Origin of the sequence: Streptococcus sp. CF8_Ac1-9 (genome assembly GCF_024295565.1) — a bacterium.
Classification (GTDB): domain Bacteria; phylum Bacillota; class Bacilli; order Lactobacillales; family Streptococcaceae; genus Streptococcus; species Streptococcus parasanguinis_X.
In genome coordinates this window covers 165176-190268 of record NZ_JANCOY010000004.1, presented here as the reverse complement: position 1 = coordinate 190268, position 25093 = coordinate 165176, and the positions used below count along the sequence as shown (strand labels likewise).

Annotated in this window: 25 protein-coding genes and 1 riboswitch; of the genes, 19 read left to right on the top strand and 6 right to left on the bottom strand. The window is 38.3% G+C overall.

The features are described from left to right. Positions 1–48: 48 nt before the first annotated feature. Positions 49–1674, bottom strand: coding sequence for an ATP-binding cassette domain-containing protein (locus NML76_RS08040; protein ID WP_254733266.1), 1626 nt, complete (start codon positions 1672–1674; stop codon positions 49–51). Positions 1675–1879: 205 nt separating this feature from the next. Here NML76_RS08040 and trpS point away from each other — a divergent pair, with 205 nt between their 5' ends. Together trpS and guaB are read left to right on the top strand one after the other, a co-directional pair. Beyond that, entirely contained in the window at positions 1880–2908 is a 1029-nt protein-coding gene (gene trpS / locus NML76_RS08035) for a tryptophan--tRNA ligase (RefSeq protein ID WP_003002236.1), read from the top strand. 143 nt (positions 2909–3051) lie between these two features. Then, positions 3052–4533, top strand: a complete 1482-nt coding sequence (guaB, locus tag NML76_RS08030) for an IMP dehydrogenase (protein WP_003009220.1) — start codon at positions 3052–3054, stop codon at positions 4531–4533. A 45-nt stretch (positions 4534–4578) separates the two neighbouring features. Here guaB and recF read toward each other — a convergent pair whose 3' ends face one another. Together recF and yaaA are read right to left on the bottom strand one after the other, a co-directional pair. Next, a complete protein-coding gene (recF, locus tag NML76_RS08025) occupies positions 4579–5673 on the bottom strand; it encodes a DNA replication/repair protein RecF (RefSeq protein WP_070660483.1) in 1095 nt (364 codons plus the stop codon). Continuing rightward, a complete protein-coding gene (yaaA, locus tag NML76_RS08020) occupies positions 5673–6035 on the bottom strand; it encodes a S4 domain-containing protein YaaA (protein WP_024054765.1) in 363 nt (120 codons plus the stop codon). Before yaaA ends, recF begins: the two co-directional genes overlap by 1 nt. Positions 6036–6190: 155 nt before the next feature. On the opposite strand from yaaA, the gene NML76_RS08015 reads away from it, so the two are divergent. From NML76_RS08015 to NML76_RS07980, 8 genes are all read left to right on the top strand, one after another. Then, positions 6191–7438 (top strand): pitrilysin family protein, encoded by a 1248-nt coding sequence (locus tag NML76_RS08015; protein ID WP_003002080.1) that lies wholly within the window; start codon positions 6191–6193, stop codon positions 7436–7438. Positions 7439–7446: 8 nt separating this feature from the next. Further along, complete coding sequence (locus tag NML76_RS08010; RefSeq protein WP_118096215.1) at positions 7447–8721, top strand: pitrilysin family protein; 1275 nt, start codon at positions 7447–7449, stop codon at positions 8719–8721. Positions 8722–8747: 26 nt separating this feature from the next. Next, complete coding sequence (locus NML76_RS08005) at positions 8748–9155, top strand: helix-turn-helix domain-containing protein (RefSeq protein ID WP_023919990.1); 408 nt, start codon at positions 8748–8750, stop codon at positions 9153–9155. Between the two features lie 31 nt (positions 9156–9186). Continuing rightward, positions 9187–9726 (top strand): CDP-diacylglycerol--glycerol-3-phosphate 3-phosphatidyltransferase, encoded by a 540-nt coding sequence (gene pgsA / locus NML76_RS08000; RefSeq protein ID WP_003009208.1) that lies wholly within the window; start codon positions 9187–9189, stop codon positions 9724–9726. Further along, positions 9727–10551, top strand: coding sequence for an energy-coupling factor ABC transporter ATP-binding protein (locus tag NML76_RS07995; RefSeq protein ID WP_118227719.1), 825 nt, complete (start codon positions 9727–9729; stop codon positions 10549–10551). Continuing rightward, positions 10536–11378, top strand: a complete 843-nt coding sequence (locus NML76_RS07990; RefSeq protein WP_021154152.1) for an energy-coupling factor transporter ATPase — start codon at positions 10536–10538, stop codon at positions 11376–11378. The genes NML76_RS07995 and NML76_RS07990 overlap by 16 nt, the downstream gene beginning before the upstream one ends. Next, positions 11371–12168, top strand: coding sequence for an energy-coupling factor transporter transmembrane protein EcfT (locus tag NML76_RS07985; RefSeq protein ID WP_118227720.1), 798 nt, complete (start codon positions 11371–11373; stop codon positions 12166–12168). The genes NML76_RS07990 and NML76_RS07985 overlap by 8 nt, the downstream gene beginning before the upstream one ends. A gap of 157 nt (positions 12169–12325) precedes the next feature. After that, positions 12326–12976: a LysM peptidoglycan-binding domain-containing protein gene (locus NML76_RS07980; protein WP_003002250.1), complete on the top strand. Its 651-nt coding sequence runs from the start codon at positions 12326–12328 to the stop codon at positions 12974–12976. Positions 12977–13000: 24 nt separating this feature from the next. Here the strand turns inward: NML76_RS07980 and NML76_RS07975 are convergent, their stop codons facing one another. From NML76_RS07975 to sdaAB, 3 genes are read right to left on the bottom strand one after another with little or no spacing between them, the layout of a single operon-like run. Beyond that, a complete protein-coding gene (locus NML76_RS07975; protein ID WP_118096210.1) occupies positions 13001–13630 on the bottom strand; it encodes an HAD hydrolase-like protein in 630 nt (209 codons plus the stop codon). A gap of 1 nt (position 13631) precedes the next feature. Beyond that, on the bottom strand, positions 13632–14504 hold the full coding sequence (gene sdaAA, locus NML76_RS07970) for an L-serine ammonia-lyase, iron-sulfur-dependent, subunit alpha (RefSeq protein WP_045760056.1): 873 nt from the start codon (positions 14502–14504) through the stop codon (positions 13632–13634). Positions 14505–14513: 9 nt separating this feature from the next. After that, positions 14514–15185, bottom strand: coding sequence for an L-serine ammonia-lyase, iron-sulfur-dependent subunit beta (gene sdaAB / locus NML76_RS07965; protein ID WP_003002135.1), 672 nt, complete (start codon positions 15183–15185; stop codon positions 14514–14516). A 228-nt stretch (positions 15186–15413) separates the two neighbouring features. On the opposite strand from sdaAB, the gene NML76_RS07960 reads away from it, so the two are divergent. The 9 genes from NML76_RS07960 to NML76_RS07920 all read left to right on the top strand — a co-directional run bounded on the left by NML76_RS07960 (position 15414) and on the right by NML76_RS07920 (position 25047). Then, positions 15414–15956, top strand: coding sequence for a LysM peptidoglycan-binding domain-containing protein (locus NML76_RS07960; RefSeq protein WP_118227722.1), 543 nt, complete (start codon positions 15414–15416; stop codon positions 15954–15956). Between the two features lie 204 nt (positions 15957–16160). After that, positions 16161–17282 carry a tRNA 2-thiouridine(34) synthase MnmA gene (mnmA, locus tag NML76_RS07955; protein ID WP_023919979.1) on the top strand — a complete coding sequence of 374 codons (1122 nt, stop codon included), beginning with the start codon at positions 16161–16163 and terminating at the stop codon, positions 17280–17282. A gap of 136 nt (positions 17283–17418) precedes the next feature. Next, positions 17419–17874 carry an NUDIX hydrolase gene (locus tag NML76_RS07950; RefSeq protein ID WP_070675875.1) on the top strand — a complete coding sequence of 152 codons (456 nt, stop codon included), beginning with the start codon at positions 17419–17421 and terminating at the stop codon, positions 17872–17874. 10 nt (positions 17875–17884) lie between these two features. Beyond that, positions 17885–19795 (top strand): tRNA uridine-5-carboxymethylaminomethyl(34) synthesis enzyme MnmG, encoded by a 1911-nt coding sequence (gene mnmG / locus NML76_RS07945; protein ID WP_118096206.1) that lies wholly within the window; start codon positions 17885–17887, stop codon positions 19793–19795. 196 nt (positions 19796–19991) lie between these two features. Next, complete coding sequence (locus NML76_RS07940) at positions 19992–21971, top strand: DHH family phosphoesterase (RefSeq protein WP_080982795.1); 1980 nt, start codon at positions 19992–19994, stop codon at positions 21969–21971. Then, entirely contained in the window at positions 21968–22420 is a 453-nt protein-coding gene (gene rplI / locus NML76_RS07935; protein WP_003002156.1) for a 50S ribosomal protein L9, read from the top strand. The genes NML76_RS07940 and rplI overlap by 4 nt, the downstream gene beginning before the upstream one ends. Before the next feature lie 25 nt (positions 22421–22445). Continuing rightward, on the top strand, positions 22446–23804 hold the full coding sequence (gene dnaB, locus NML76_RS07930; RefSeq protein ID WP_254733264.1) for a replicative DNA helicase: 1359 nt from the start codon (positions 22446–22448) through the stop codon (positions 23802–23804). Position 23805: 1 nt separating this feature from the next. Next, positions 23806–24078, top strand: coding sequence for a Veg family protein (locus NML76_RS07925; protein ID WP_003009183.1), 273 nt, complete (start codon positions 23806–23808; stop codon positions 24076–24078). Positions 24079–24112: 34 nt separating this feature from the next. Further along, a riboswitch (TPP riboswitch) is annotated at positions 24113–24214 on the top strand. A gap of 74 nt (positions 24215–24288) precedes the next feature. Beyond that, on the top strand, positions 24289–25047 hold the full coding sequence (locus NML76_RS07920) for an ABC transporter permease (RefSeq protein WP_049516089.1): 759 nt from the start codon (positions 24289–24291) through the stop codon (positions 25045–25047). The last annotated feature ends 46 nt before the right edge of the window (positions 25048–25093 follow it).

Sequence of the window (25093 nt, the reverse complement as noted above, 5' to 3'; positions counted from 1 at the left end):
TATTTCTACTGAAAGAGCCTGAAATAATGATTTCAGGGCTCTTTATTTTTATGATTGACTCCAAAGTTCTTTCACTTTTGCTTGAACTTCTTCATTTTCAAGAAACTCATCATAGGTTTCATCAATACGATCGATTACGCCGTTTTTTGAAAGAACGATAATATGGTTGGCGAGTGTTTGAATGAATTCGTGGTCATGGCTAGCAAAGATAATCGATTCTTTAAAATTCTTCAATCCATCATTCAAACTTGAGATAGACTCCAAATCCAAGTGATTGGTTGGATCATCAAGTACAAGAACATTTGACTTGAGGAGCATCAATTTAGACAACATGACACGAACTTTTTCTCCCCCTGACAAGACGTTGACAGACTTGTTAACTTCGTCACCCGAAAAGAGCATACGCCCTAAGAAACCACGAAGGAAAGTATTGTCATCTTCTTCTTTACTTGCAAATTGACGAAGCCAATCAAGAATACTTTCACCACCTGCAAAATCCCGGCTGTTGTCTTTTGGTAGATAAGATCGACTAGTTGTAACTCCCCACTTGACAGTTCCTTCATACTCAATATCATCCATCAATGCACGGATCAAAGCGGTTGTTTGAATATCGTTCTGTCCAATAAGGGCGGTTTTGTCACCAGGTCGTAAGATAAAGCTGATATTGTCAAGGATGGTTTCTCCATCAATCTTGACAGAAAGATTTTCAACTGTCAAGAGATCGTTACCAATTTCTCGTTCTGCCTTAAAGTTGATAAATGGGTACTTCCGACTAGATGGAACAATTTCTTCAAGTTCAATCTTGTCAAGCATTTTTTTACGCGAAGTTGCTTGTTTTGATTTTGAAGCGTTGGCTGAGAAACGTGCGACAAACTCTTGCAATTGTTTAATTTTTTCTTCAGCTTTTGCGTTTCTATCTGCTTGTAATTTTGCTGCGAGTTCAGAAGATTCTTTCCAGAAATCATAGTTACCGACGTAAAGTTTAATTTTTCCAAAATCGAGATCCGCCATATGGGTGCAGACTTTGTTCAAAAAGTGGCGGTCATGGGACACAACGATAACCGTATTTTCAAAATCAATCAGAAAATCTTCTAACCAGGTAATGGATTGAATATCCAATCCATTGGTCGGCTCGTCCAAAAGAAGGACATCTGGTTTACCAAAAAGGGCTTTAGCTAGGAGAACTTTCACTTTATCCCCATTGGCTAACTCGCTCATAGTTTGATAATGAAGGTCTTCTGAAATATTTAGATTTTGAAGCAATTGAGATGCTTCACTTTCTGCTTCCCATCCACCAAGTTCGGCAAATTCACCTTCCAGTTCAGCTGCACGGACACCATCTTCATCAGAGAAATCTTCTTTCATGTAGATAGCATCTTTTTCTTTCATAATGTTGTAGAGCTTTTCATTTCCCATAATGACAACATCGATGACCCGCTCGTCTTCGTAGTCAAAGTGATTTTGACGCAAAACAGACAAACGTTCATCAGGGCCAAGAAAAATATGACCAGTTGTTGGTTCAATATCTCCAGCTAAAATTTTTAAAAAGGTTGACTTTCCAGCACCGTTGGCACCGATGAGACCGTATGTATTTCCTTCTGTAAAGTTGATATTGACATCGTCAAACAATTTTCGATCACTAAAACGTAGTGAGACGTCTGATACTGTAAGCAATGATTTTCTCCTCTTTCTATAATGTCTTCATTTTACTAGAAAATAGGGGAAAATTCAACTTTTTTACTGTCAATTTGTTTTTACAATGATGTAAACGAAATTGACAGTTTAGTAAAGTGATAATTCCTTACAAACATAGAGGATAGACTAACATTTTCAACTAGAAAGTGCTATAATGATAGGGATAACGATTAAGGAGAAGAGTATGACAAAACCCATCATTCTGACAGGAGATAGACCGACAGGAAAACTCCATATCGGCCACTATGTTGGTTCTTTAAAAAATCGCGTCTTGTTGCAAAATAAAGACGAGTATAATATGTTTGTTTTCCTAGCAGACCAGCAAGCTTTGACAGACCATGCAAAAGATCCAAAAACGATTGTAGAATCTATTGGTAATGTTGCTTTGGATTATCTGGCAGCTGGACTAGATCCTGAAAAAGTTACGATTTTCATTCAAAGTCAGATTCCTGAATTAGCGGAATTGACCATGTATTACATGAATCTTGTATCTTTGGCGCGACTTGAAAGAAACCCAACTGTAAAAACCGAGATTTCTCAAAAAGGTTTTGGTGAGAGTATTCCAACAGGATTTTTGGTATACCCTATTTCACAAGCAGCCGATATCACAGCATTTAAAGCGAATTTTGTTCCAGTAGGAAATGATCAAAAGCCTATGATTGAGCAAACTCGTGAGATTGTTCGTTCCTTTAATCATGCATACAACACAGATACTTTGGTGGAACCGGAAGGGATTTATCCTGAAAATGAAGCAGCAGGGCGCTTACCTGGTTTAGACGGAAATGCTAAAATGTCTAAATCGTTGAATAATGGCATTTACCTAGCTGATGATGCAGATACTTTAAAGAAAAAAGTGATGAGTATGTATACTGATCCTGATCATATTAAAGTAGAGGATCCAGGAAAAATCGAAGGCAATATGGTATTTCATTACCTGGATGTATTTGGCCGTCCAGAAGATGCAGCTGAAATTGCAGAAATGAAAGAACATTATCAACGTGGTGGACTTGGTGATGTAAAGACCAAACGATATCTTTTAGAAATTTTAGATCGTGAATTAAGACCGATTCGTGAAAGACGCCTTGAGTTTGCAAAGGATATGGGTGAGGTCTACTCTATTCTTGAAAAAGGAAGTGAGCGCGCTCGAAATGTAGCAGCTCAAACACTGGATGAAGTAAAATCTGCGATGGGAATTACCTATTTTAAAAAATAAAACGACTTCATTAAAAGCGAACATTTCTTACTGTTCATTGATAATTTACCAATAAATGATTGACAAATTGCCATAGAATGGTATGATATTAACAATAAAAAATTCGAGCCTTGCTCAAATAAAAAGAAAAGAGGATCCAGCTAATGTCTAATTGGGACACAAAGTTTTTAAAAAAAGGGTTTACATTCGATGACGTGCTTTTGATTCCAGCAGAAAGTCACGTATTGCCTAATGATGCAGATTTAAGTACACAATTAGCAAGTAATTTACGCTTGAATATCCCAATCATTACTGCTGCTATGGATACGGTGACTGAAAGTCAAATGGCAATTGCTATGGCACGTGCTGGTGGACTTGGTGTGATCCATAAAAACATGTCAATTGAGCAACAGGCAGATGAAGTACGCAAAGTAAAACGTTCTGAAAATGGGGTTATCATTGATCCGTTCTATTTGACTCCGTCTCATACAATTGCAGAAGCAGATGAGTTGATGGGACGATACCGAATCAGTGGTGTTCCTGTTGTTGAAACACTTGAAAATCGTAAATTAGTTGGTATCCTTACAAACCGGGATTTGCGTTTTATTTCTGATTACAATCAACCCATTTCAAATCATATGACGAGTGAAAATTTGGTGACTGCACCGGTTGGAACTGATTTGGAAACAGCTGAACGCATTCTACAAGAGCACCGTATTGAAAAATTACCATTGGTAGATGAAAATGGTCGTCTTTCTGGCTTGATTACAATCAAAGATATTGAAAAAGTTATTGAGTTCCCAAATGCGGCTAAGGATGAATTTGGTCGTTTGCTTGTGGCTGGTGCCGTAGGGGTTACTTCAGATACTTTTGAACGTGCAGAAGCTCTTTTTGAAGCTGGTGCAGACGCAATTGTCATTGATACTGCTCATGGACATTCTGCGGGTGTTCTTCGTAAGATTGCAGAAATTCGTGCTCACTTCCCAGATCGTACCTTGATTGCAGGAAATATTGCAACTGCTGAAGGTGCTCGTGCATTATTTGATGCAGGGGTAGACGTAGTTAAGGTCGGAATTGGTCCAGGATCAATCTGTACAACTCGTGTTGTTGCAGGGGTTGGTGTTCCTCAAGTGACTGCTATTTATGACGCAGCCGCTGTAGCTCGTGAATATGGAAAAACGATCATTGCTGATGGTGGTATCAAGTATTCAGGAGATATTGTCAAAGCACTCGCAGCTGGTGGAAATGCAGTTATGCTTGGCTCAATGCTTGCAGGTACAGATGAAGCACCAGGTGAAACAGAAATCTTCCAAGGTCGTAAATTTAAAACATACCGTGGTATGGGATCTATTGCAGCAATGAAGAAAGGTTCTAGCGACCGTTACTTCCAAGGATCTGTTAATGAAGCCAATAAATTGGTCCCTGAAGGAATTGAAGGACGCGTTGCTTATAAAGGTTCTGTAGCAGATATGGTCTTCCAAATGATCGGTGGTATTCGTTCAGGTATGGGTTATGTTGGTGCAGCAACCATTCAAGATTTACATGATCATGCACAATTTGTTGAAATGAGTGGTGCCGGATTGAAAGAAAGCCATCCTCATGATGTGCAAATCACAAACGAGGCTCCTAACTACTCAGCACAATAAATTTACACATTTGTAAATAAAAATAACAGCATCTTGACAGTATTGTCAAGATGCTGTTTTGATATGACCGGCTTGAACAGTGAAAATTTTCAACTCTTCAGGCAGGTCTTTTAAATGATCGAGAGTGGTCGTTGTAATAAATGTTTGAATATTATTAGAGATGGTTTCAAGTAGTTGAAGTTGACGATAATTGTCAAGTTCGCTCATGACATCGTCAAGTAATAAAATAGGCTTTTCTCTTGTGATTTCTTCCATCAATTCAATTTCTGCTAATTTTAGAGAGAGAACAACACTTCGATGCTGGCCCTGACTACCAAAGGTAGCATTCATATTATTGATAAAAAATGCCAAATCATCCCTGTGAGGCCCAATACTTGTTGTTTTCCTAAAAATATCCTTCTGACGGTTTTTTTTCAACATAGAGAGAAACTGCTCTTCTATATCATTTCCTTCTTCAGAAAAAACAGTTGACTGATATTGAATAGATAGGTCTTCTTTGTTGTCAGAAAGTCGAGTGTGTTTTTCTTCTGCTTTAGCTTCTAATTTTTTAATAAACTCAAGCCGATGATGGATGACACGACTTCCAAAACTAGCTAGTTGTGAATCTAAGACCTCCAAAAATGTAGCATCAATTTTTTCCGAATTTTTTAGATAACTGTTTCTTTGTTTCAGTACATGGTTGTATTGAGATAAGTCGGATAAATAGAGAGGTTTCATCTGACCTAATTCAATGTCAATAAACTTTCGACGCCCTGCAGGTGATCCTTTGATCAGTTGCAAATCTTCGGGTGCAAAAAGGACAACATTCATATGGCCAATATAGTTCGATAATTTGGCTTGTTTCAAATGATTTACCTTAGTTATCCGACCTTTTGGTGTCAAGGAAATTTCTAATGGAAGGGGACCAGTTTCTCTTTGTAATTGACCAGAAACTTTAAAATCGGTGGATTCAAAATAGATGAGATCTCTATCATTTCGTGTTCGATGACTTCTGGTTAAAGCTAGAAAATAAATTGATTCGAGAATATTGGTCTTTCCTTGAGCATTTTGACCTAAGAAAATATTTAATCCAGGATGAAACTCGACTTCTAGTTCTTGATAATTACGAAAATGTTGAATGGATAACTGTTTTAACCACATTACGAGATACCAGGAAAGCGAATTGCTTTTTCTTTTTTGTTAGTCTTTGTCGGTTGTTTCTTTTGTTGTTGATTGAGTTGCTTAACAAGTTTAGCAACACGTTCCTTTTCTTCCTTCTCTTTAAGATGTTCTTCTATTTCTTCTTGAGAAGGTTCAAGAATGGTGATAGTCATGCTCAGTTCAGGAATGTCAATTTGATCATTGACACGAAGTTTACGGCCTCTCCGTTGTTCTAATTCACCATTAACAAAGACTTCTTTTTCTTGAAGAAAAGCTTTGATTGCACCACCACTCTGTATAATACCGAGTTCTTTTAAGATTGCTTGTAATGTAATAAAGTCATCAAATAATTTGTAATTCATAGTTCACCTCTTTGCGTGTTATTATACCATATTTTTAGTTTTTCTAGGGTAGAGAATGTTGAGTGATTTGAGGAGCTTTTTCACAGTTTGAATTAGGATTTTAGTGTGATTTCGTGTTATAATGAAAGTTACTATTGAGTAGAACGAGGATGAAAATGGAATTAGTAAAGGGCGTGAATCTTCACTTTCTTCAATCAAAAAAATTTAAAACCAATAAAATTAAGGTCCGTTTTTCATCGCCATTAGATGAAAATACCGTGGCTGCGCGTGTTTTAGTAGCCTGTATGATGGAAACTGCAAATCAAAAATATCCAACTTCACAATTATTCCGTGAAAAATTAGCGAGTCTATACGGGGTAGAATTGTCAACCTCAGTCTCTAAGAGGGGGCGTGTTCATTATGTTGATTTGAATATTTCCTTTGTGCGCGATGACTTTTTGAGCAAGAAAAATGTTCTTACTGATGAAGTTTTGGACATTATAGAAACTATCTTCTTTTCACCTTTGGTAGTAGAAGATCACTTTGACAGTGATACATTTGACGTTGAAAAGAAAAATACAATTTCCGATTTGGAGTCAGAAATTGAAGAGCCTTATTATTATGCACATGGGCAATTGAATCAACTATTTTTTGAAGACGAAACAATCGGGATGTCAAGATTGGGGAAAGTTGATTTAGTGAGACAAGAGACAGCTCAAAGTTCTCTTTCACAGTTTCACCAGATGCTCCAATTAGATAATATTGACTTCTTTTTCATAGGCGATTTTAATGAGGTCGCTATTGTGGATCGAGTGAACCAGTTTGAATTCAAGCCACGTGATAACAATTTGTCTGTCACCTATCAACAACCTTTTACAAATGTTGTTAGAGAAAAGTTAGAGCAAAAACAAAACCAACAATCTATTCTAGAATTAGGTTACCATTTTTCTACCCAGTATGGAGAATCTCTCCATATCCCACTAGTTGTATTAAATGGGATGCTGGGAGCTTTCTCGCATTCGAGACTTTTTCAAATAATTCGTGAGAAAGAAGGACTTGCTTATACCATCTCTAGCCATTTTGATATTTTTACAGGCTTTATGAGAGTTTTTGCAGGCATTGATAAGGAATCTCGTACGAAAGTAATGACCTTGATTATGAGACAGTTGAATGATTTAAAACGAGGCAAGTTTACAGAGTCAGAGCTTCAATTGACAAAAGAAATGTTGGTGAATACGACCTTATTAGCACAGGATCGGCAAAATACCTTGATTGAAAGGGAATATTTGAAAACGATCCTAGGAAAGAAAGTCCTTTCTTTAGAAGAGTGGTTAGAGTCCATCGATAAGGTTAGTAGAGAAGAAATTATTGAAGTGGCAAAAACAATTAATTTACAGTCTGTTTATTTTATGGAAGGAAAGTAGTGTAAAGATTGAAAATTAAAGAAAAATATTATGAATCAGTTGGTGAGCAAGTTTACTTTACACGCTTGTCAAATGGGTTGACTATTCATTTAATTCCCAAAGAAGATTATTATGAAACCTATGGAATAATCACAACTAAGTTTGGCTCAGTGGATACACGAATTCTAGTGAATGGTAATGAAAGGCAATATCCTGCAGGAATTGCTCATTTCCTAGAACACAAAGTATTTGAAGATGAAAATGGTCAAGATTATTTAAAAAAATTCGTTCATTTAGGATCGGAAAGTAATGCCTTTACAAGCTTTACAAAGACAAGTTATCTTTTCTCAACAACTTCAAAAGTCCCTGAAAATATTCAATTGTTATTGGAGATGGTTTCAAAGGCTTCCTTTACAGAAAAATCTGTATCTAAGGAAAGAGAAATCATTCAACAAGAAATTGGAATGTACCAAGATAGTCCAGACTATCGATTATTTTTTGGTGCTTTAGAAAATTTATATCCTGGAACACCGTTAGCAGATGATATTGCTGGGACTAGGGAGTCTATCTCTGACATTACAATAGATAATCTCCGTGAAAACTTTGATCTATTCTATCATCCCTCTCAAATGCACTTATTAGTGATCGGAAACTTTGATGTTGATGAAGTATTGCAAGTAGTAAAGGAATATGATCTAGTTCCTCCTCATCCATCTGTGGAGTTAGAACGTTTTCCTGTAGAAAAAAATGAAGTAAGATTGAATCAATCTTGTAGAATGGAAGTTGCTACTCCTAAGTTGGCAATTGGAATTAGAGGAAATGATATCATTAAGGAAGAGGAAAAATTTCGTTATAAATTGATGTTGAAATTACTGTTTTCGATGATGTTTGGTTGGACTTCGCAACGGTTTCAAAGTTTATATGAAGCTGGGAAGATTGACAACTCATTGACACTTGAAGTCGAGGTTGAGGAATTATTTCATTTCGTTATTTTGACAATGGATACTCAAGAACCGGTGTCCTTATCTCATCAATTTAGGTCAGCGATCAAACAATTTGAGAAGGATCCAGATGTGAATCAGGAACATTTGGATACGATTAAAAGCGAAATGTTTGGTGATTTCTTACAAGGTTTAAATTCGCTTGAGTATAGTGCCACTCAGTTTGAATATTTTTCAGACGGTAGCACTTCTTATGATCTTCCAAAGATTTTACAAGGTATTAGTTTACAAGATATCATCAAATTAGGGCGTCAGTTCATCGACCAGGCTGAGATGGTTGACTATATGATTTTTCAAAAGTAGTAAACAATGTATCAAGAAGGGAAAACATGAAGAAGAGAACGATTGGTCAAGTGTTAAGACTGTCAAGAGTAAATTTACACTTAAGTTTACAGGATGTGTCAAATAAGACAGCCATTGAAATTCCTTATATAGAAGCGTTGGAAAACGATGAGTTTGATCTATTACCGAGTCCCTTTTACGCTCAGATCTATCTTAAAAAGTTAGCATGGGCTTTGGGATTAGATGAGTCCATCCTATTGACAGCTTTTCGTGAAGGAAAAGAATTGTTATTTGATGAAGAAATACTTGTAGATGACGAAGAGCTTCATTCAAGAAAATTAAGACAGAAAGCGAGCTGGTTACCAATCCTGTATTATCTACTAGTTAGTTTTGTCATCCTTGGCTTTGTGATTTATATCGTATATTTTTATGAGTTTACAGCATCTGTAAAATAGATGTAAAGATAGTATATTTTTTGGAGGAAGTATGAAAAAAGAAAATATTCCTAATGCATTGACATTAATTCGGGTTGTGATGATTCCTATTTTTATTGCTATTTTAAGTTTAAGTCATTCTTACTTAGGACATATTGTAGCGGCAGTTATTTTTGCGATTGCTAGTATTACAGATTATTTAGATGGCTTTCTTGCACGAAAATGGAATGTAGTTAGTAATTTTGGTAAATTTGCCGATCCAATGGCAGATAAATTATTGGTCATGTCAGCCTTTATCATGATGATTGAATTAAAAATGGTTCCTGCTTGGATTGCAGCCGTTATCATTTGTCGTGAGTTAGCTGTTACTGGTTTGCGTCTTCTACTTGTTGAGACAGGTGGTACAGTTCTTGCTGCAGCTATGCCTGGAAAAATTAAAACCTTTAGCCAAATGTTTGCCATTATCTTTTTGCTTTGCCATTGGACTCTTCCAGGGCAAGTGTTGCTTTATATTGCATTGATTTTCACAATTTATTCTGGTTACGACTACTTTAAGGGAAGTAGCTATCTCTTTAAAGACACATTTAAATAAATGAAACAGATGATTGAGCTAAAAAATGTATCCTTTCGATACGATAAAACAGTAGAAGAGTATCAAATTGACACGGTTTCGTTTCACGTGAAACAAGGAGAGTGGCTTTCAATTGTTGGACACAATGGTAGTGGGAAATCTACAGTTGTACGCCTGATTGATGGTCTTTTGGAAGCTGAGTCTGGTGAGATTTACGTTGATGGAAAACAACTGACTCGTGAAACCATATGGGAAATCCGTAGTAAAATTGGGATTGTATTTCAGAACCCTGACAACCAATTTGTTGGTGCGACAGTAGAAGATGATGTTGCCTTTGGTTTAGAAAATCAAGGAATTCCACGGGAAGAAATGCTTCAACGTGTGGAGAAGGCTATTGAGCAAGTCGGTATGCTGGAGTTTAAAGATCGCGAACCATCTCGTTTGTCAGGTGGTCAAAAGCAACGGGTGGCCATAGCAGGTATTATCGCCTTGAGACCAACTATTATTATCCTTGATGAAGCAACTAGTATGTTAGATCCGGAAGGCCGAGAGGATCTAATGGCAGTAATGAGAGAGCTTCAGAAAAAGTTTCAATTAACAATTATCTCCATTACCCATGATTTAACCGAAATTGCCTTAAGTGATCGAACACTCGTCTTTCAAAAAGGAAAACTAGAGTCTTCTATGACACCGCGGGAATTGTTTTCAAGAAATGATCTGAATGAGATTGGACTAGATAAGCCTTTTAGTAAGCAAGTCCAAGAATCTATCAGCTCGCATTTTCCGCTAAAACAGGATTATCTAACAGAAAGTGAGTTATTAGACCAACTATGGGAATTTCTTTAAAGAATGTCTATTATACTTATCAAGAGGGAAGTCCTTTTGAAGGGCAGGCGCTTTCTGATATTAGTTTGGAAATAAAAGATGGATCTTATACAGCCATTATCGGGCATACTGGTAGTGGCAAGTCTACTTTGTTGCAATTGCTAAATGGTTTACTGCGTCCGACTAAAGGAACGATTCAATTTGAAGATTTTGTTTTAGATAATCATTCTGAGCCAAAAGAAATGAAGTACCTGAGAAAAAAAGTCGGTTTGGTTTTTCAATTTCCAGAAAGTCAGCTATTTGCGGAAACTGTTCTAGCTGATGTAGCCTTTGGACCACAAAATTTTGGGGTACCTAAGGACAAAGCGGAGGAAATAGCCAAAGAAAAATTAGCGATCGTTGGTTTAGAAGAGTCTATCTATGATAAAAGTCCATTTGAACTATCTGGTGGACAAATGAGACGGGTTGCGATCGCGGGTATTTTAGCTATTGAACCAGAGATTTTAGTATTGGACGAGCCAACAGCAGGGCTAGATCCTGCTGGAAGAAAGGAATTGATGGCGCTGTTTGAAACATTACATAAAAATGGGATGACTCTAGTTCTGGTAACTCATACGATGGATGATGTAGCAAATTTTGCTGATACCGTATTTGCTTTGGAAGCGGGAAAACTTGTCCTAAACGGATCCCCAAGGGAAGTGTTTCAACAGGTTGAGTATTTACAAAAACTTCAATTAGGAGTCCCACAAATTACGAATTTTGCTCTTCAATTGAAACGAAGAGGACTTCCTCTGGACAGACTACCAATCAAAATTGAGGAACTAAAGGAGCTGTTACTTCATGAATAATATGATTTTAGGAAGGTATATTCCTGGAAACTCCATTATCCACCAACTAGATCCTCGTGGGAAGTTGCTCTCAATGTTTTTATTCATATTTCTTCTGTTTTGGGCAAATAATCTCCAGACAAATGTTCTTCTCTTTGGTTTTATTTTTGTTTTAATGTATCTAACGAGGATTTCAGTTAGTTTTTATATTAAAGGTTTAAAATCAATGATTTTTATCATTGCTTTTACAACTATTTTTCAATTATTTGCGACCTCTCAAGGAACTATTTTGTATCAATGGTGGTTTTTAAAATTAACCGACCAAGGATTGATGCAAGCCGCCATCATATTTTGTAGATTCATTTTAATCATTTTTTATTCGACGATTTTAACCGTGACGACGACACCATTGAGTTTAGCAGATGCTGTTGAAAAGATCCTCACACCACTAAAAATTATTAAGGTTCCGGCCCATGAGATTGGGTTAATGTTATCTATGAGTTTGCGCTTTGTTCCAACCTTAGTAGATGATACGAATCGAATCATGAATGCGCAAAGGGCGCGTGGTGTTGATTTTGGTGAAGGAAATCTATTAAAAAGGATCCGTTCCTTTATTCCAATCCTCATTCCTTTGTTTGCCTCAAGTTTTAAACGCGCAGATGCATTAGCAATTGCGATGGAAGCGAGAGGGTACAAAGGCGGTGAGGGACGAACACGCTATCGGACTCTGCAGTGGGGAGTAAAAGATACCCTGGCATTGCTCGTTATTCTGTGTCTCATGTTGATAGTTTTTTATCTAAAAAATGGATAGAGCTAGTTGTATTGGTTCAAAAATAAGGAAAAAGCGCTATACAAAGCGCTTTTTACATTAAATTCACATATTCTTGTAACATTTGTAATATATTCTACAATAAACTGTAACATTTTGTGTGTATGATAGAATTATGTTCGAAAGGAGAATAGAATTCATGAACAGTAAAAAGTTCCAATGGACAGTCACTTCCCTACTTTCAGCAGCATCACTTTTCATTTCTGGTATTGCTACAGTGAATGCTGAAACTTACGAAGTGAAGTCTGGAGATACTCTATCAAAAATTGCACTAGAAAATAACACTTCAGTAGAAAATATTATTGCATCTAACAATCTGACCAATGAAGATTTGATCTATGCAGGACAAATTATTGAGTTAGGTGAGCGTTCAAAATCTATGATTGATAAAGTTGCTCCACAAGAGCAAGCAAAACCTGCTGAAAGTGCACCTACAGCAACTGCAACAGCACAAACTGCTCAAAAACAAACAACTTATGCAGCAAATGCTGCAGTGACTTCTGCACAATCAACAAATGGTGGAATTGTTCTATCAAATGGGAATACTGCTGGAGAACAAGGATCTTATGCAGCTGCTCGTATGGCTGAAATGACTGGTGTACCTGCTTCTACTTGGGAAGCAATTATTGCCCGTGAATCAAATGGTCAAGTAAATGCAGCAAATGCTTCTGGTGCCAGTGGTTTGTTCCAAACAATGCCAGGTTGGGGTTCAACTGCAACAGTTGATGATCAAATCCAGGCTGCATACAATGCATATAGCTCACAAGGTTTATCAGCTTGGGGTTATTAAAAAATAGGTTTACAATTTGTAAACCTATTTTTTTAATGTCTCAAGAATATCAAGTGGAGAGTGACAAATAAAATCTGGTGAGTAAAGAAGTAGCTCATCAAGATCTCCAAATCCCCAAGTGACGGCCATGGTTTTTATGCCAACTGTTTGACCTCCAATGAGGTCAAATTTTGTATCTCCAATAATCACTGTCTCCTCTTTTGGAAGGTTATTGATTGACAAGGCGTATCGAATGACATCGGCTTTGTGGATACGATCTGAATTTGATCCATAAATTCCTTTAAAGTATTTAGCGATACCTAAATCTTGACACATCTGTAAAGCAACTGGTTCATGTTTTGAAGTGGTTACATAAAGAGGAATGTTTTCGTCATGTAATGCTTTCAAAGCTTCTACTATCTGAGGAAACAGAGTTGATTTGTATTGACCTTTTTCATGATAATACTGGCGATAGATAGTTACGGCTTGATCTACCAAAGTTTCAGGAAGGGTAGCTTCAAAACTAGAAATCAAAGGTGGTCCCATAAAACTACGGATGGTTTTGAGATCGGGTTGAGGAACCTTCAAAGTATCGAATGTATGTTGAAAACTCTCTGTAATTCCCTTGGAACTGTCAACTAATGTTCCGTCTAAGTCAAAAAATAAGGCTTGCATGCTATTCCCCAAATATCTCTTTTTGTAATCTACGTCCGGTTGGTGTTGCTGCCAATCCTCCTTCAGCTGTTTCTCTAAAGGCAGTCGGAAGACTAGATCCAACTTGGTACATGGCGTCAATCACTTCATCAACAGGTATTTTTGATTCAATACCTGCTAAGGCCATATCAGCAGCAATGAAGGCATAGCTGGCTCCCATTGCGTTTCGTTTGACACATGGAACTTCCACGAGTCCTGCTACTGGATCACAAATGAGACCAAGCATGTTTTTGATGACAAAACAGACTGCCTGACTCGCTTGATAAGGAGTTCCCCCAGCAGCTAGTGTCAATGCTGCCGCACTCATAGCTGAAGCAGAACCAACTTCTGCTTGACAACCACCTTCTGCACCTGAAATAGAAGCATTATTGGCGATGACTAAACCAAAAGCTCCAGCTGTCAGTAGAAAATCTAATTGTTGCTGACGGTTTAACCCTAATTTTTGAGTTGCTGCAGTGAGAACTGCGGGGAGGCAGCCAGCAGATCCTGCAGTGGGTGTTGCGCAGACCAGTCCCATCTTAGCATTGTGTTCGTTGACAGCAATAGCATTCTTCGCTGCGGTTAGGACGGTCAAGTCAGATAACGTTTTTCCTGATTTGATATAGCGATCTAATTTTGCGGCATCCCCACCGGTTAACCCACTACGAGAGTGGTTTTCATTTAATCCTAACTTTACAGAATCAATCATCACTTCTAAATTACGGGTCATTAATCGTAGGACTTCTTCTCGTTCACGACCAGTTAGTTCAAATTCAGTTGCAATCATTAACTCTGCGACGTTTCCTTGGTATTGCGTGCTTGCTTGTTCTACGAGGTCTACAATTGAATAAAACATATGAACTCCTTATTTGAAAAAGTTGACATTATGAAGATGAGGAATTTTACGGATATCTTCGATCGCTGCTTCACAACTCCTTGAGTCAACTTCTATAATCATAATCGCTTTTTCTCCAGCTTTTTCCCGCGTCACATTCATTTGTGCAATGTTAATATCATAGCGAGAAAGAGCTTCTGTCACATGAGCGATCATTCCAGGGACGTCCTGGTGAACAATGATAATGGTTGGAGTATTCATATTTAGCGAGATAGCAAAGCCATTTAACTCAGTAACCTGTATGTTCCCACCACCAATTGAGATTCCAGTGACAGAAATCGTTTTATGATCATTTTTAACAGTAATAGTCGTTGTGTTTGGGTGAGGAGCATTGCTTTCTTTTTGAATAGACCAAACAATCCGAATGCCTCGTTCATGTGCAATTTTTAGACTATCTGGGATTCTAGGATCATCTGTGTCCATTCCTAAGATGCCCGCTACTAAGGCTAAATCTGTTCCATGACCACGATAGGTTTTGGCGAAGGAATTAAATAATTGGAACTCAACTTCTTTTGGTTCCTCTCCAAAGATAGAAGAAACAATTTTACCAATTCGAACAGCACCTGCAGTGTGACTACTGGATGGGCCGATCATCACAGGTCCAATAATATCAAAAACTGATTGGAATTTTAAAGAGTTCATTCTCTGCTCCTTTGTGATCACTTTACTTCATTATATCAGATATGGCTGATGATTTCTTCTATTTTTCCCGAAATATCTGAGAAATCTTAAAGGGGGCTTAAAGCATTTATATTATCCTGGATTTTTAGTATTTCTAACATCTGACTGAAATATTTGACACATTATTTCAATAAATATGAAATATTTCTTGTGTAGTATAGAGGTATACCAATAAAGGAGTATATAATAATGAATAAAAAACAAATGATGAAACGAATTATTGGACTTAGTTTACTTGCAGGACTTTTCCTTCCAATTGTAGCGAATGCAGATTCTTATACTGTAAAATCAGGTGATACTTTATCAGCTATTGCTAAAGAGAAGAACACAACGGTTGATGCAATTGCTAAGAAAAATAAGATTAGTAATGTGAACCTTATCTCAGTTGGTCAAGTTCTTGAGATTGAAGATGAAAATACAACGCAGAAAACTACGGAGCAAGCTCCTGCTAGTAAAGCTGATACTACACAAGCAACAACTACTGTCTCTGCTTCAGATGGTTTGAATGCGGAAGATGCAGCTGCTAAGGAATGGATTGCCCAAAAAGAGTCAAGTGGTAGTTATACAGCACAAAATGGCCAATATTATGGTCGTTACCAATTGACTATCACTTATTTGAATGGTGATTTATCACCTGCAAACCAAGAAAAAGTAGCCAATCAATATGTTGTCAACCGTTATGGATCATGGTCAGCAGCTAAAAATTTCTGGTTGGCAAATGGCTGGTATTAAATTCGTTTAAAAAGAGTTCTTGAATAGGACTCTTTTTAAATTTACAGACCTGTAAACCCATCGATCCTGATCAACAAAAAGAATAGTAAGATGCTTGTTTTCTAATATAAAGCGTGTTAAAATGGTAACTGCTCAAAACGACCTTCAATCGTTGAAGCAAACCACGACCTTCAATCGTGAGAAACGAAAAGATGGGAGAAATCTATGAGTGATAACTCGAAAACACGTGTTGTTGTTGGTATGAGTGGTGGTGTGGATTCATCTGTAACAGCTTTATTATTAAAGCAACAGGGTTACGATGTCATCGGTATCTTCATGAAAAACTGGGACGACACAGACGAAAATGGCGTATGTACAGCTACAGAAGATTACAAAGATGTAGCAGCGGTTGCAGACCAAATTGGCATTCCTTACTATTCTGTCAACTTTGAGAAAGAATACTGGGATCGTGTCTTTGAATATTTCCTTGCCGAATACCGAGCTGGTCGAACACCAAATCCGGATGTCATGTGTAATAAGGAAATCAAATTTAAGGCCTTTTTAGATTATGCTATGACACTCGGTGCAGATTATGTAGCGACAGGGCACTATGCGCGTGTGGCGCGTGATGAAGATGGCATTGTTCATATGTTACGCGGCGTTGACAACGGGAAGGACCAAACTTATTTCTTAAGCCAGCTTTCACAAGAACAACTTCAAAAAACCATGTTCCCATTGGGACATTTGGAAAAGCCAGAGGTTCGTCGTCTAGCTGAAGAAGCTGGATTAGCAACAGCTAAAAAGAAAGACTCAACTGGGATTTGCTTTATCGGAGAAAAGAATTTCAAAGAATTTCTAGGGAACTACCTTCCTGCCCAACCAGGTCGAATGATGACCATCGATGGACGAGATATGGGTGAACATGCTGGTTTGATGTATTACACAATCGGTCAACGGGGTGGACTTGGAATTGGTGGTCAACAAGGTGGAGACAATGCTCCATGGTTTGTAGTTGGGAAAGACCTCAGTCAAAATATTCTTTATGTCGGTCAAGGTTTCTATCATGAAGCATTGATGTCAACAAGTTTACAGGCTAGTCAAGTTCACTTTACACGAGATATGCCAGAAGAGTTTACATTAGAGTGTACAGCTAAGTTCCGCTATCGTCAGCCTGACTCAAAGGTGACTGTACACGTTAAAGGTGACAAGGCAGAAGTGATTTTCGCAGAACCTCAACGAGCCATTACACCAGGACAAGCTGTTGTCTTTTACGACGGTGAAGAGTGTCTAGGCGGTGGCTTGATTGACAATGCTTATCGGGATGGAAAAGTTTGTCAGTATATTTAATTGACAAATTTTCTCAATTTGCTACAATAATAAAAGCAATAGAAATGATGGTCAAAGCTCATGGATGTTGCAGGCTTTTTTGTCCTGCACTTCTCAGAGTTTTGACTATTTTTTTGTGATTTCGAAAGGAAGTAAAATGAGGCGACAGGATTTTCGAACGAAAATAGGTTCTACTGTTTTTGGTGTGAGGGCGACTGCTTTGATTGTAAAAGATAATCGCTTGTTCGTCATAGAAGATGAGGACGGCTGTTATACAATCGGAGGTGCTATTCAAGTCAATGAAACTACAGAAGATGCTGTAGTTCGGGAAGTCAAAGAGGAACTTGGTGTCACATCTACAGCAGGTCCGTTAGCTTTCGTGGTTGAAAATCACTTTGAACAAGCTGGAATCCACTACCATAACATTGAATTTCATTATTTGGTGGACTTACTGGAAGATGCACCTTTGGTCATGCAGGAAGATACAAAGCAATTACCTTGCCGTTGGATTGCTTTAGATGATTTACACACTGTTGACCTGAAACCGGCTTTTTTAAAATCAGCCCTACCAGACTGGGACGGAAAATTACGACACATCCATCTTGAGAAATAGGAGAAATAGAATGAATTATAACTTTATAGAAGAATACGATATCATTGTAATCGGTGCGGGGCATGCGGGAGTAGAAGCCTCTCTAGCTGCTAGCCGTATGGGTTGTAAGGTCTTACTTGCGACTATTAACATTGAAATGCTGGCTTTTATGCCTTGTAATCCCTCTATTGGTGGTTCTGCTAAGGGGATTGTCGTGCGTGAAGTCGATGCCCTCGGTGGAGAAATGGCGAAGAATATCGACAAGACCTACATCCAAATGAAAATGCTCAATACTGGTAAAGGTCCTGCGGTTCGTGCACTTCGGGCTCAAGCAGACAAAGAACTTTACTCAAAAGAAATGCGGAAAACGGTTGAAAACCAAGAAAATTTAACCCTTCGCCAAACCATGATTGATGAGATTTTGGTGGAGAATGGTAAGGTTGTTGGTGTAAGGACTGCGACTCACCAAGAATATGGCGCAAAGGCTGTTATTGTCACTACTGGGACAGCTTTACGCGGAGAAATTATCATTGGAGACCTCAAGTATTCGTCAGGACCTAATCATAGTCTAGCTTCTATCAATTTGGCCGATAATCTCAAACAGCTAGGATTAGAAATTGGACGTTTCAAAACAGGCACGCCACCTCGTGTAAAGGCATCGTCAATTAATTATGACGAAACGGAAATTCAACCTGGAGATGAAGCTCCAAATCATTTTTCTTATACATCGCGTGATGAAGATTATGTAAAGGATCAAGTTCCTTGTTGGTTGACTTATACGAATGGTCATAGTCATGAAATTATCCAGAATAATTTACACCGGGCACCTATGTTTACAGGAGTTGTAAAGGGAGTAGGTCCTCGCTATTGTCCGTCTATTGAGGATAAAATTGTCCGTTTTGCTGACAAAGAACGTCATCAACTATTCTTAGAACCAGAGGGACGAAACACAGAAGAAGTCTATGTTCAAGGGTTGTCAACGAGTTTACCAGAGGATGTTCAGCGGGATCTCGTCCATTCTATTAAGGGACTTGAGAAGGCTGAAATGATGCGTACGGGTTATGCAATTGAGTATGATATGGTCTTGCCTCATCAATTGCGCGCAACTTTGGAAACCAAGAAAATTTCAGGTCTCTTTACAGCTGGCCAAACCAATGGAACGTCTGGCTATGAGGAGGCCGCTGGTCAAGGGATTATTGCAGGGATCAATGCGGCTCTAAAAATCCAAGGAAAACCAGAACTCATTTTGAAACGCAGTGATGGTTATATTGGGGTCATGATCGATGATTTGGTAACAAAGGGAACGATCGAACCGTATCGTTTGTTAACAAGCCGTGCAGAATACCGTTTGATTTTGCGTCATGATAATGCCGATATGCGCTTGACAGAAATGGGACGAGAAATTGGATTGGTAGATGATGAACGTTGGCAACGTTTCGAAACCAAGAAGTATCAGTTTGAAAAAGAGATGAAGCGTTTGGATAGCATTAAGCTAAAGCCTGTAAAGGAAACCAATGAGAAGGTTGCTGCAATGGGCTTTAAACCATTGACAGATGCTGTCACTGCTAAAGAATTCTTAAGACGACCAGAAGTGTCTTACCAAGATGTGGTGGAATTTATCGGTCCTGCAGCTGAAGAACTGGATGATAAAATCATTGAATTGATTGAAACTGAAATTAAATACGAAGGTTATATTTCAAAAGCAATGGACCAAGTCGAAAAAATGAAGCGTATGGAAGAAAAACGAATTCCAGCAAATATTGACTGGGATGATATTGACTCCATTGCAACCGAAGCTCGTCAAAAATTTAAATTAATTAATCCAGAAACGATTGGTCAAGCAAGTCGTATCTCAGGTGTCAATCCAGCAGATATCTCTATTTTAATGGTTTACTTGGAAGGTAAATCTCGGAGTATCTCCAAAAACAAAGCAAACCACTAATCAAATGAGGCTGAGATGATGTTTCAGCCTCAATTTTATAGATTGAAATTTGTTGCTGTTGTTTACACGATTGTAAACTTTTGTTTACAAGGTAGTGAAGTGGAGAAAGAGTTTTTGACTGGTCAATCTTCTCTGTAATATAGAGAGAAACCTCGCTTTTTACCTCTAATTATGGTATAATTCCGAGAAGAGGTTTATGATGAAAAAATTTCGTTTATCGTTCATCCATTATGTGTTAATTGGTTTTATTTCATTTGCAATTTTAGCAATTTTTTTAAGAATCTTTGGCAAAGGCTATGTAACTCTCATTGCAATTTTTTTAGTCTTAGCTGGATTGATTGCTTTATTTGAATACCAGTTACAAATTTCAGAGTTAGATGAATTAGAACAAATACAATATGTGAACCATCAGGCAGAAAGCGGATTAGCATCCCTCCTTGATAAAATGCCTGTTGGAGTTATCAAAATTAATGAAGAGTCAAATGAAGTAGAGTGGTTCAACCCTTATGCTGAATTGATTTTTTCAACAGATGATGGGGACTTTGATGTTGAATCCTTGAAAAAGTTGCTCAATACTCTGTTTGAGGATAAAGGACACTATGTCACTGTAGCCGATAAGAAATATTCCGTTTACTTTGATCAGACGTCTAGTGTTGTTTACTTTTTTGATGTTTCAAGTGAGTATGAAGCAACTGTGGGGTTGGTGACAACTCGTCCCGTTATCGGTATTATTTCTGTTGATAACTATGATGATCTAGAAGATGTCATTTCAGACTCTGATATTAGCAATATCAATAGTTTTATTGCCAACTTTGTAGAAGAGTTTACAGCTCATTACCATATGTTTTACAGACGTGTGGGGATGGATCGTTTCTATTTGTTTACAGACTACACGGTCTTAGAACAGTTGATGGAATCAAAATTTTCAGTCATCGATCAATTCCGTGAAGAAGCTAAAAATCGTGAGCTACCTATTACCTTAAGTATGGGATTCTCGTACGGTGACGGGAAGCATGATGAGATTGGTAAAGGGGCTCTCTTGAACCTAAACCTTGCAGAAGTTCGTGGTGGGGATCAAGCGGTTGTCAAGGAAAATGATGAACAGAAAAACCCTATTTTCTTTGGTGGGGGAACAGCTTCGGCTGTGAAGCGGACTCGGACTCGCACACGCGCTATGATGACAGCTATTTCGGATAAGATCAAATCCGTTGATCAAGTCTTCATTGTTGGGCATAGAAACTTGGATATGGACGCTCTAGGAGCGTCTGTGGGAATGCAGTTTTTCTCTAGCAATATTTTGGCCTCCTCTTATGTGGTCTATGACCCGCATGCAATGGCAAGTGATATTTCAAGAGCGATTGCGAAACTAGAAGAAGAGCAGGTAACGAAAATCCTTTCCCTAGAGGAAGCCATGCAAATGGTGACGGATCGCTCTTTGTTAATTATGGTTGACCATTCTAAGACAGCTTTGACCCTTTCTAAAGAATTTTATCAGGAATTTCAACAGATTATTGTCATTGACCATCACCGTCGGGACGATGATTTCCCTGAAAATGTTCTGATCACCTATATTGAAAGTGGAGCAAGTAGTGCGAGCGAATTGGTTAGTGAACTGATTCAGTTCCAGAAGTCGAAGAAAAATCGGTTAACGAAGATTCAAGCTAGTGTCTTGATGGCTGGGATCATGCTGGATACTAAGAACTTCTCCACACGTGTTACAAGTCGGACCTTTGATGTGGCGAGTTACCTTCGTTCAAGAGGTAGTGATAGTGTAGCCATCCAGGAGATCTCTGCGATTCAGTTTGACGAGTACCGCGAAGTGAACGAACTGATCTTGACTGGTGAAAAGATTTTGCCGCATATCATCGTAGCTTGTGCCAATACGACTAAAGCCTATGATTCAGTAACCATTAGTAAGGCTGCTGATAGTATGCTGGCCATGTCTGAGGTGGAAGCAACCTTTGTCATTGCTTGTAATCAAAGTGGAACTGTCTCGATTTCTGCACGTAGTCGAAGCAAAGTCAATGTACAGCGTATCATGGAACAGCTTGGCGGAGGAGGTCATTTCAATTCGGCGGCTTCTCAAATTGAGGGTCAAGATTTGATGAGTATTCGTCAACAATTGATTGAGACTATTGAAAACGAAGTAACTATTGAAAAGGAGAATGTAGAATGAAAGTTATTTTCTTAGCGGATGTAAAAGGTAAAGGTAAGAAAGGCGAAATTAAAGAAGTGCCTACTGGTTATGCACAAAACTTTTTGATCAAGAAAAATCTTGCGAAAGAAGCCAATGCCCAAGCAATCGGTGAACTTCGTGGAAAGCAAAAGTCAGAAGAAAAAGCGCATGCTGAATTGTTAGCAGAAGCGCAAAAGATTAAAGCAAAATTAGAAGAAGAAGCAACTGTTGTTCAATTCACGGAAAAAATTGGGCCAGATGGCCGTACTTTCGGCTCTATTACCAATAAAAAGATTGCAGAAGAGCTTGAGAAACAATTTGGCATTAAAATTGATAAACGTCATATCCAAGTTTCCTCTCCAATTCGTTCAACAGGTTTGATTGACGTCCCTGTAAAAATTTATCAAGATGTTACAGGTGTGATTAATATTCGTGTAAACGAAGGGTAAACACGATCGATAGAAAGGTTTTTTTATGGCTGAGATAGAGGAATTACGAACACAACCTCAGGATATCCAAGCGGAGCAATCAGTGTTGGGAGCCATCTTTATTGATGAGGGGAAATTGGTCTTTGTTCGTGAATATATCGAGCCTGGCGATTTCTTTAAGTACTCGCACCGTTTGATTTTTAAAGCCATGATCGATCTAGCTGACCGCGGGGATGCGATTGATGCGACGACTGTTCGAAATATTTTAGATAGTCAGGGGGATCTCCAAAATATTGGTGGTCTCTCCTATTTGGTAGAAGTCATTAATTCGGTACCAACTTCAGCTAACGCGGAGTATTACGCGAAAATTGTTGCCGAAAAAGCTGTCTTACGTCGATTGATCTCTCGATTAACGGAAAGTATTAATCAAGCTTATGATGGTGCAAGTCCTTCAGATGAAATCATTGCGGGTGCTGAAAAAGCTCTGATTGATGTTAGTGAAAACGCAAATCGTAGTGGATTTAAAAATATTCGAGACATCTTGAATATAAATTTTGGTAGCTTGGAAGCCCGCTCGCTTCAAACCTCTGATATTACGGGTATTGCGACAGGCTATCGCGATTTGGACCATATGACGACAGGGCTACATGAGGAAGAGTTGATTATTTTAGCGGCTCGTCCTGCAGTAGGGAAAACAGCCTTTGCTCTAAATATTGCTCAAAATATCGGGACAAAGTTGGATAAGACAGTGGCTATTTTCTCATTAGAAATGGGTGCTGAAAGTTTGGTTGACCGGATGTTAGCAGCTGAAGGCTTGATTGAATCCCATTCGATTCGTACAGGTCAATTGACGGATGAAGAGTGGCGGAAATATGCCATTGCTCAAGGAAATTTGGCCAATGCGAGTATTTACATCGATGATACCCCAGGAATTCGGATCACTGAGATTCGTTCGAGAGCAAGAAAATTAGCGCAGGGAACAGGCAATCTCGGTCTTATTCTGATTGACTACCTGCAGCTGATTACAGGGACTGGAAGAGAAAACCGTCAACAGGAAGTTTCAGAAATTTCTCGTCAGTTAAAGATTTTGGCAAAGGAACTAAAAGTTCCCGTTATTGCTTTGAGTCAGCTATCACGTGGTGTGGAACAGCGCCAAGACAAACGTCCTGTTCTTTCTGATATTCGTGAATCTGGATCGATTGAGCAGGATGCGGATATTGTTGCTTTCTTGTACCGTGATGATTATTATGATCGAGCTGGTGAAGAGGAAGAAGATGGAATGCCCAATAATACGGTTGAAGTGATTATTGAGAAAAACCGTTCAGGTGCGCGTGGGACAGTCGAATTAATATTCCAAAAGGAATACAATAAATTCTCAAGTATTTCAAAGAGAGAGGATCAATAAGATGAGTGATGCATTTACAGATGTTGCAAAAATGAAAAAAATTAAAGAAGAAATCAAGGCCCATGAAGGACAAGTGGTTGAAATGACGCTTGAAAATGGACGGAAACGTCAAAAAAATAAATTTGGACGCTTGATTGAGGTCTATCCTTCTTTATTTATTATCGAGTATACGAACGACAATAGCTTACCAGGTGAACCGGCCAATACCTACGTGGAGTCTTACACCTATTCAGATATTTTGACAGAGAAGAATTTAATTCGTTATTTGGATTAATTTCTTGCTTTTATCGTCTAAATCAGTTATTATAATAAATACATATGGGAGTCTGTGTACAGTCTGAGAGGAAGTGTAAGCTTCGACCGCACCTGATCTGGGTAATGCCAGCGTAGGAAACAAATGAAATGTATTTTTCGTTATGAGTGACCTTGTGCAATCCGTCTCCTATTTTGGAGGCGTTTTTTATTTGTGAGAAAGGAGGTTACGATGTCTCTTGTAAAAAGATATTCAAAACAGTTGATAGGATTTGCAGGTTTTAGCAGCCTTCTTGTCTTATGGCAGTTAGCAGGATTGTTAAATATCCTCCCCAAATTTGTATTACCAACGCCACTTGAAATTGGGAATGCCTTTGTACGAGATCGAGCTCTCCTGATTCATCACAGTTTGTCTACCCTTCAAGTGGCCTTGATCGGACTTGTTATAGGGGTTCTTCTTGCTGCTGGCTTTGCGATTCTCATGGATAGTTTTCAATGGGTGAATGATCTGGTCTATCCTTTTATGGTTGTTATTCAAACCATTCCGACGATTGCCTTGGCCCCTATCCTGGTTCTTTGGTTTGGTTATGGTATGCTTCCAAAACTGGTTTTGATCATTATTACGGTTGTATTTCCCATCGTAGTCAGTCTGTTAGATGGTTTTCGGCATTGCGATCAAGATATTCTGAGATTGTTTCAGATTATGCAAGCCAATCGCTTTCAGACTTTAGTCCATTATAAAATTCCTGCAGCGCTTCCTTATTTTTTCGCAGGTTTACGTGTGAGCGTTTCCTATGCTTTTATCAGTACGGTAGTTTCAGAATGGTTAGGAGGTTTTGATGGATTGGGGGTCTATATGATCCAATCGAAGAAGTTATTTCAGTATGATACGATGTTTGCGATCATTGTATTGATTTCTGCTATTAGTTTACTCGGTATGTTTCTCGTTGACCAATTAGAACGAACCATTCTAAAATGGAAAAAGGATTGACAAACTTGTAAATGGTGTAAAAATTAAATTGACAAAAATGTAAAAG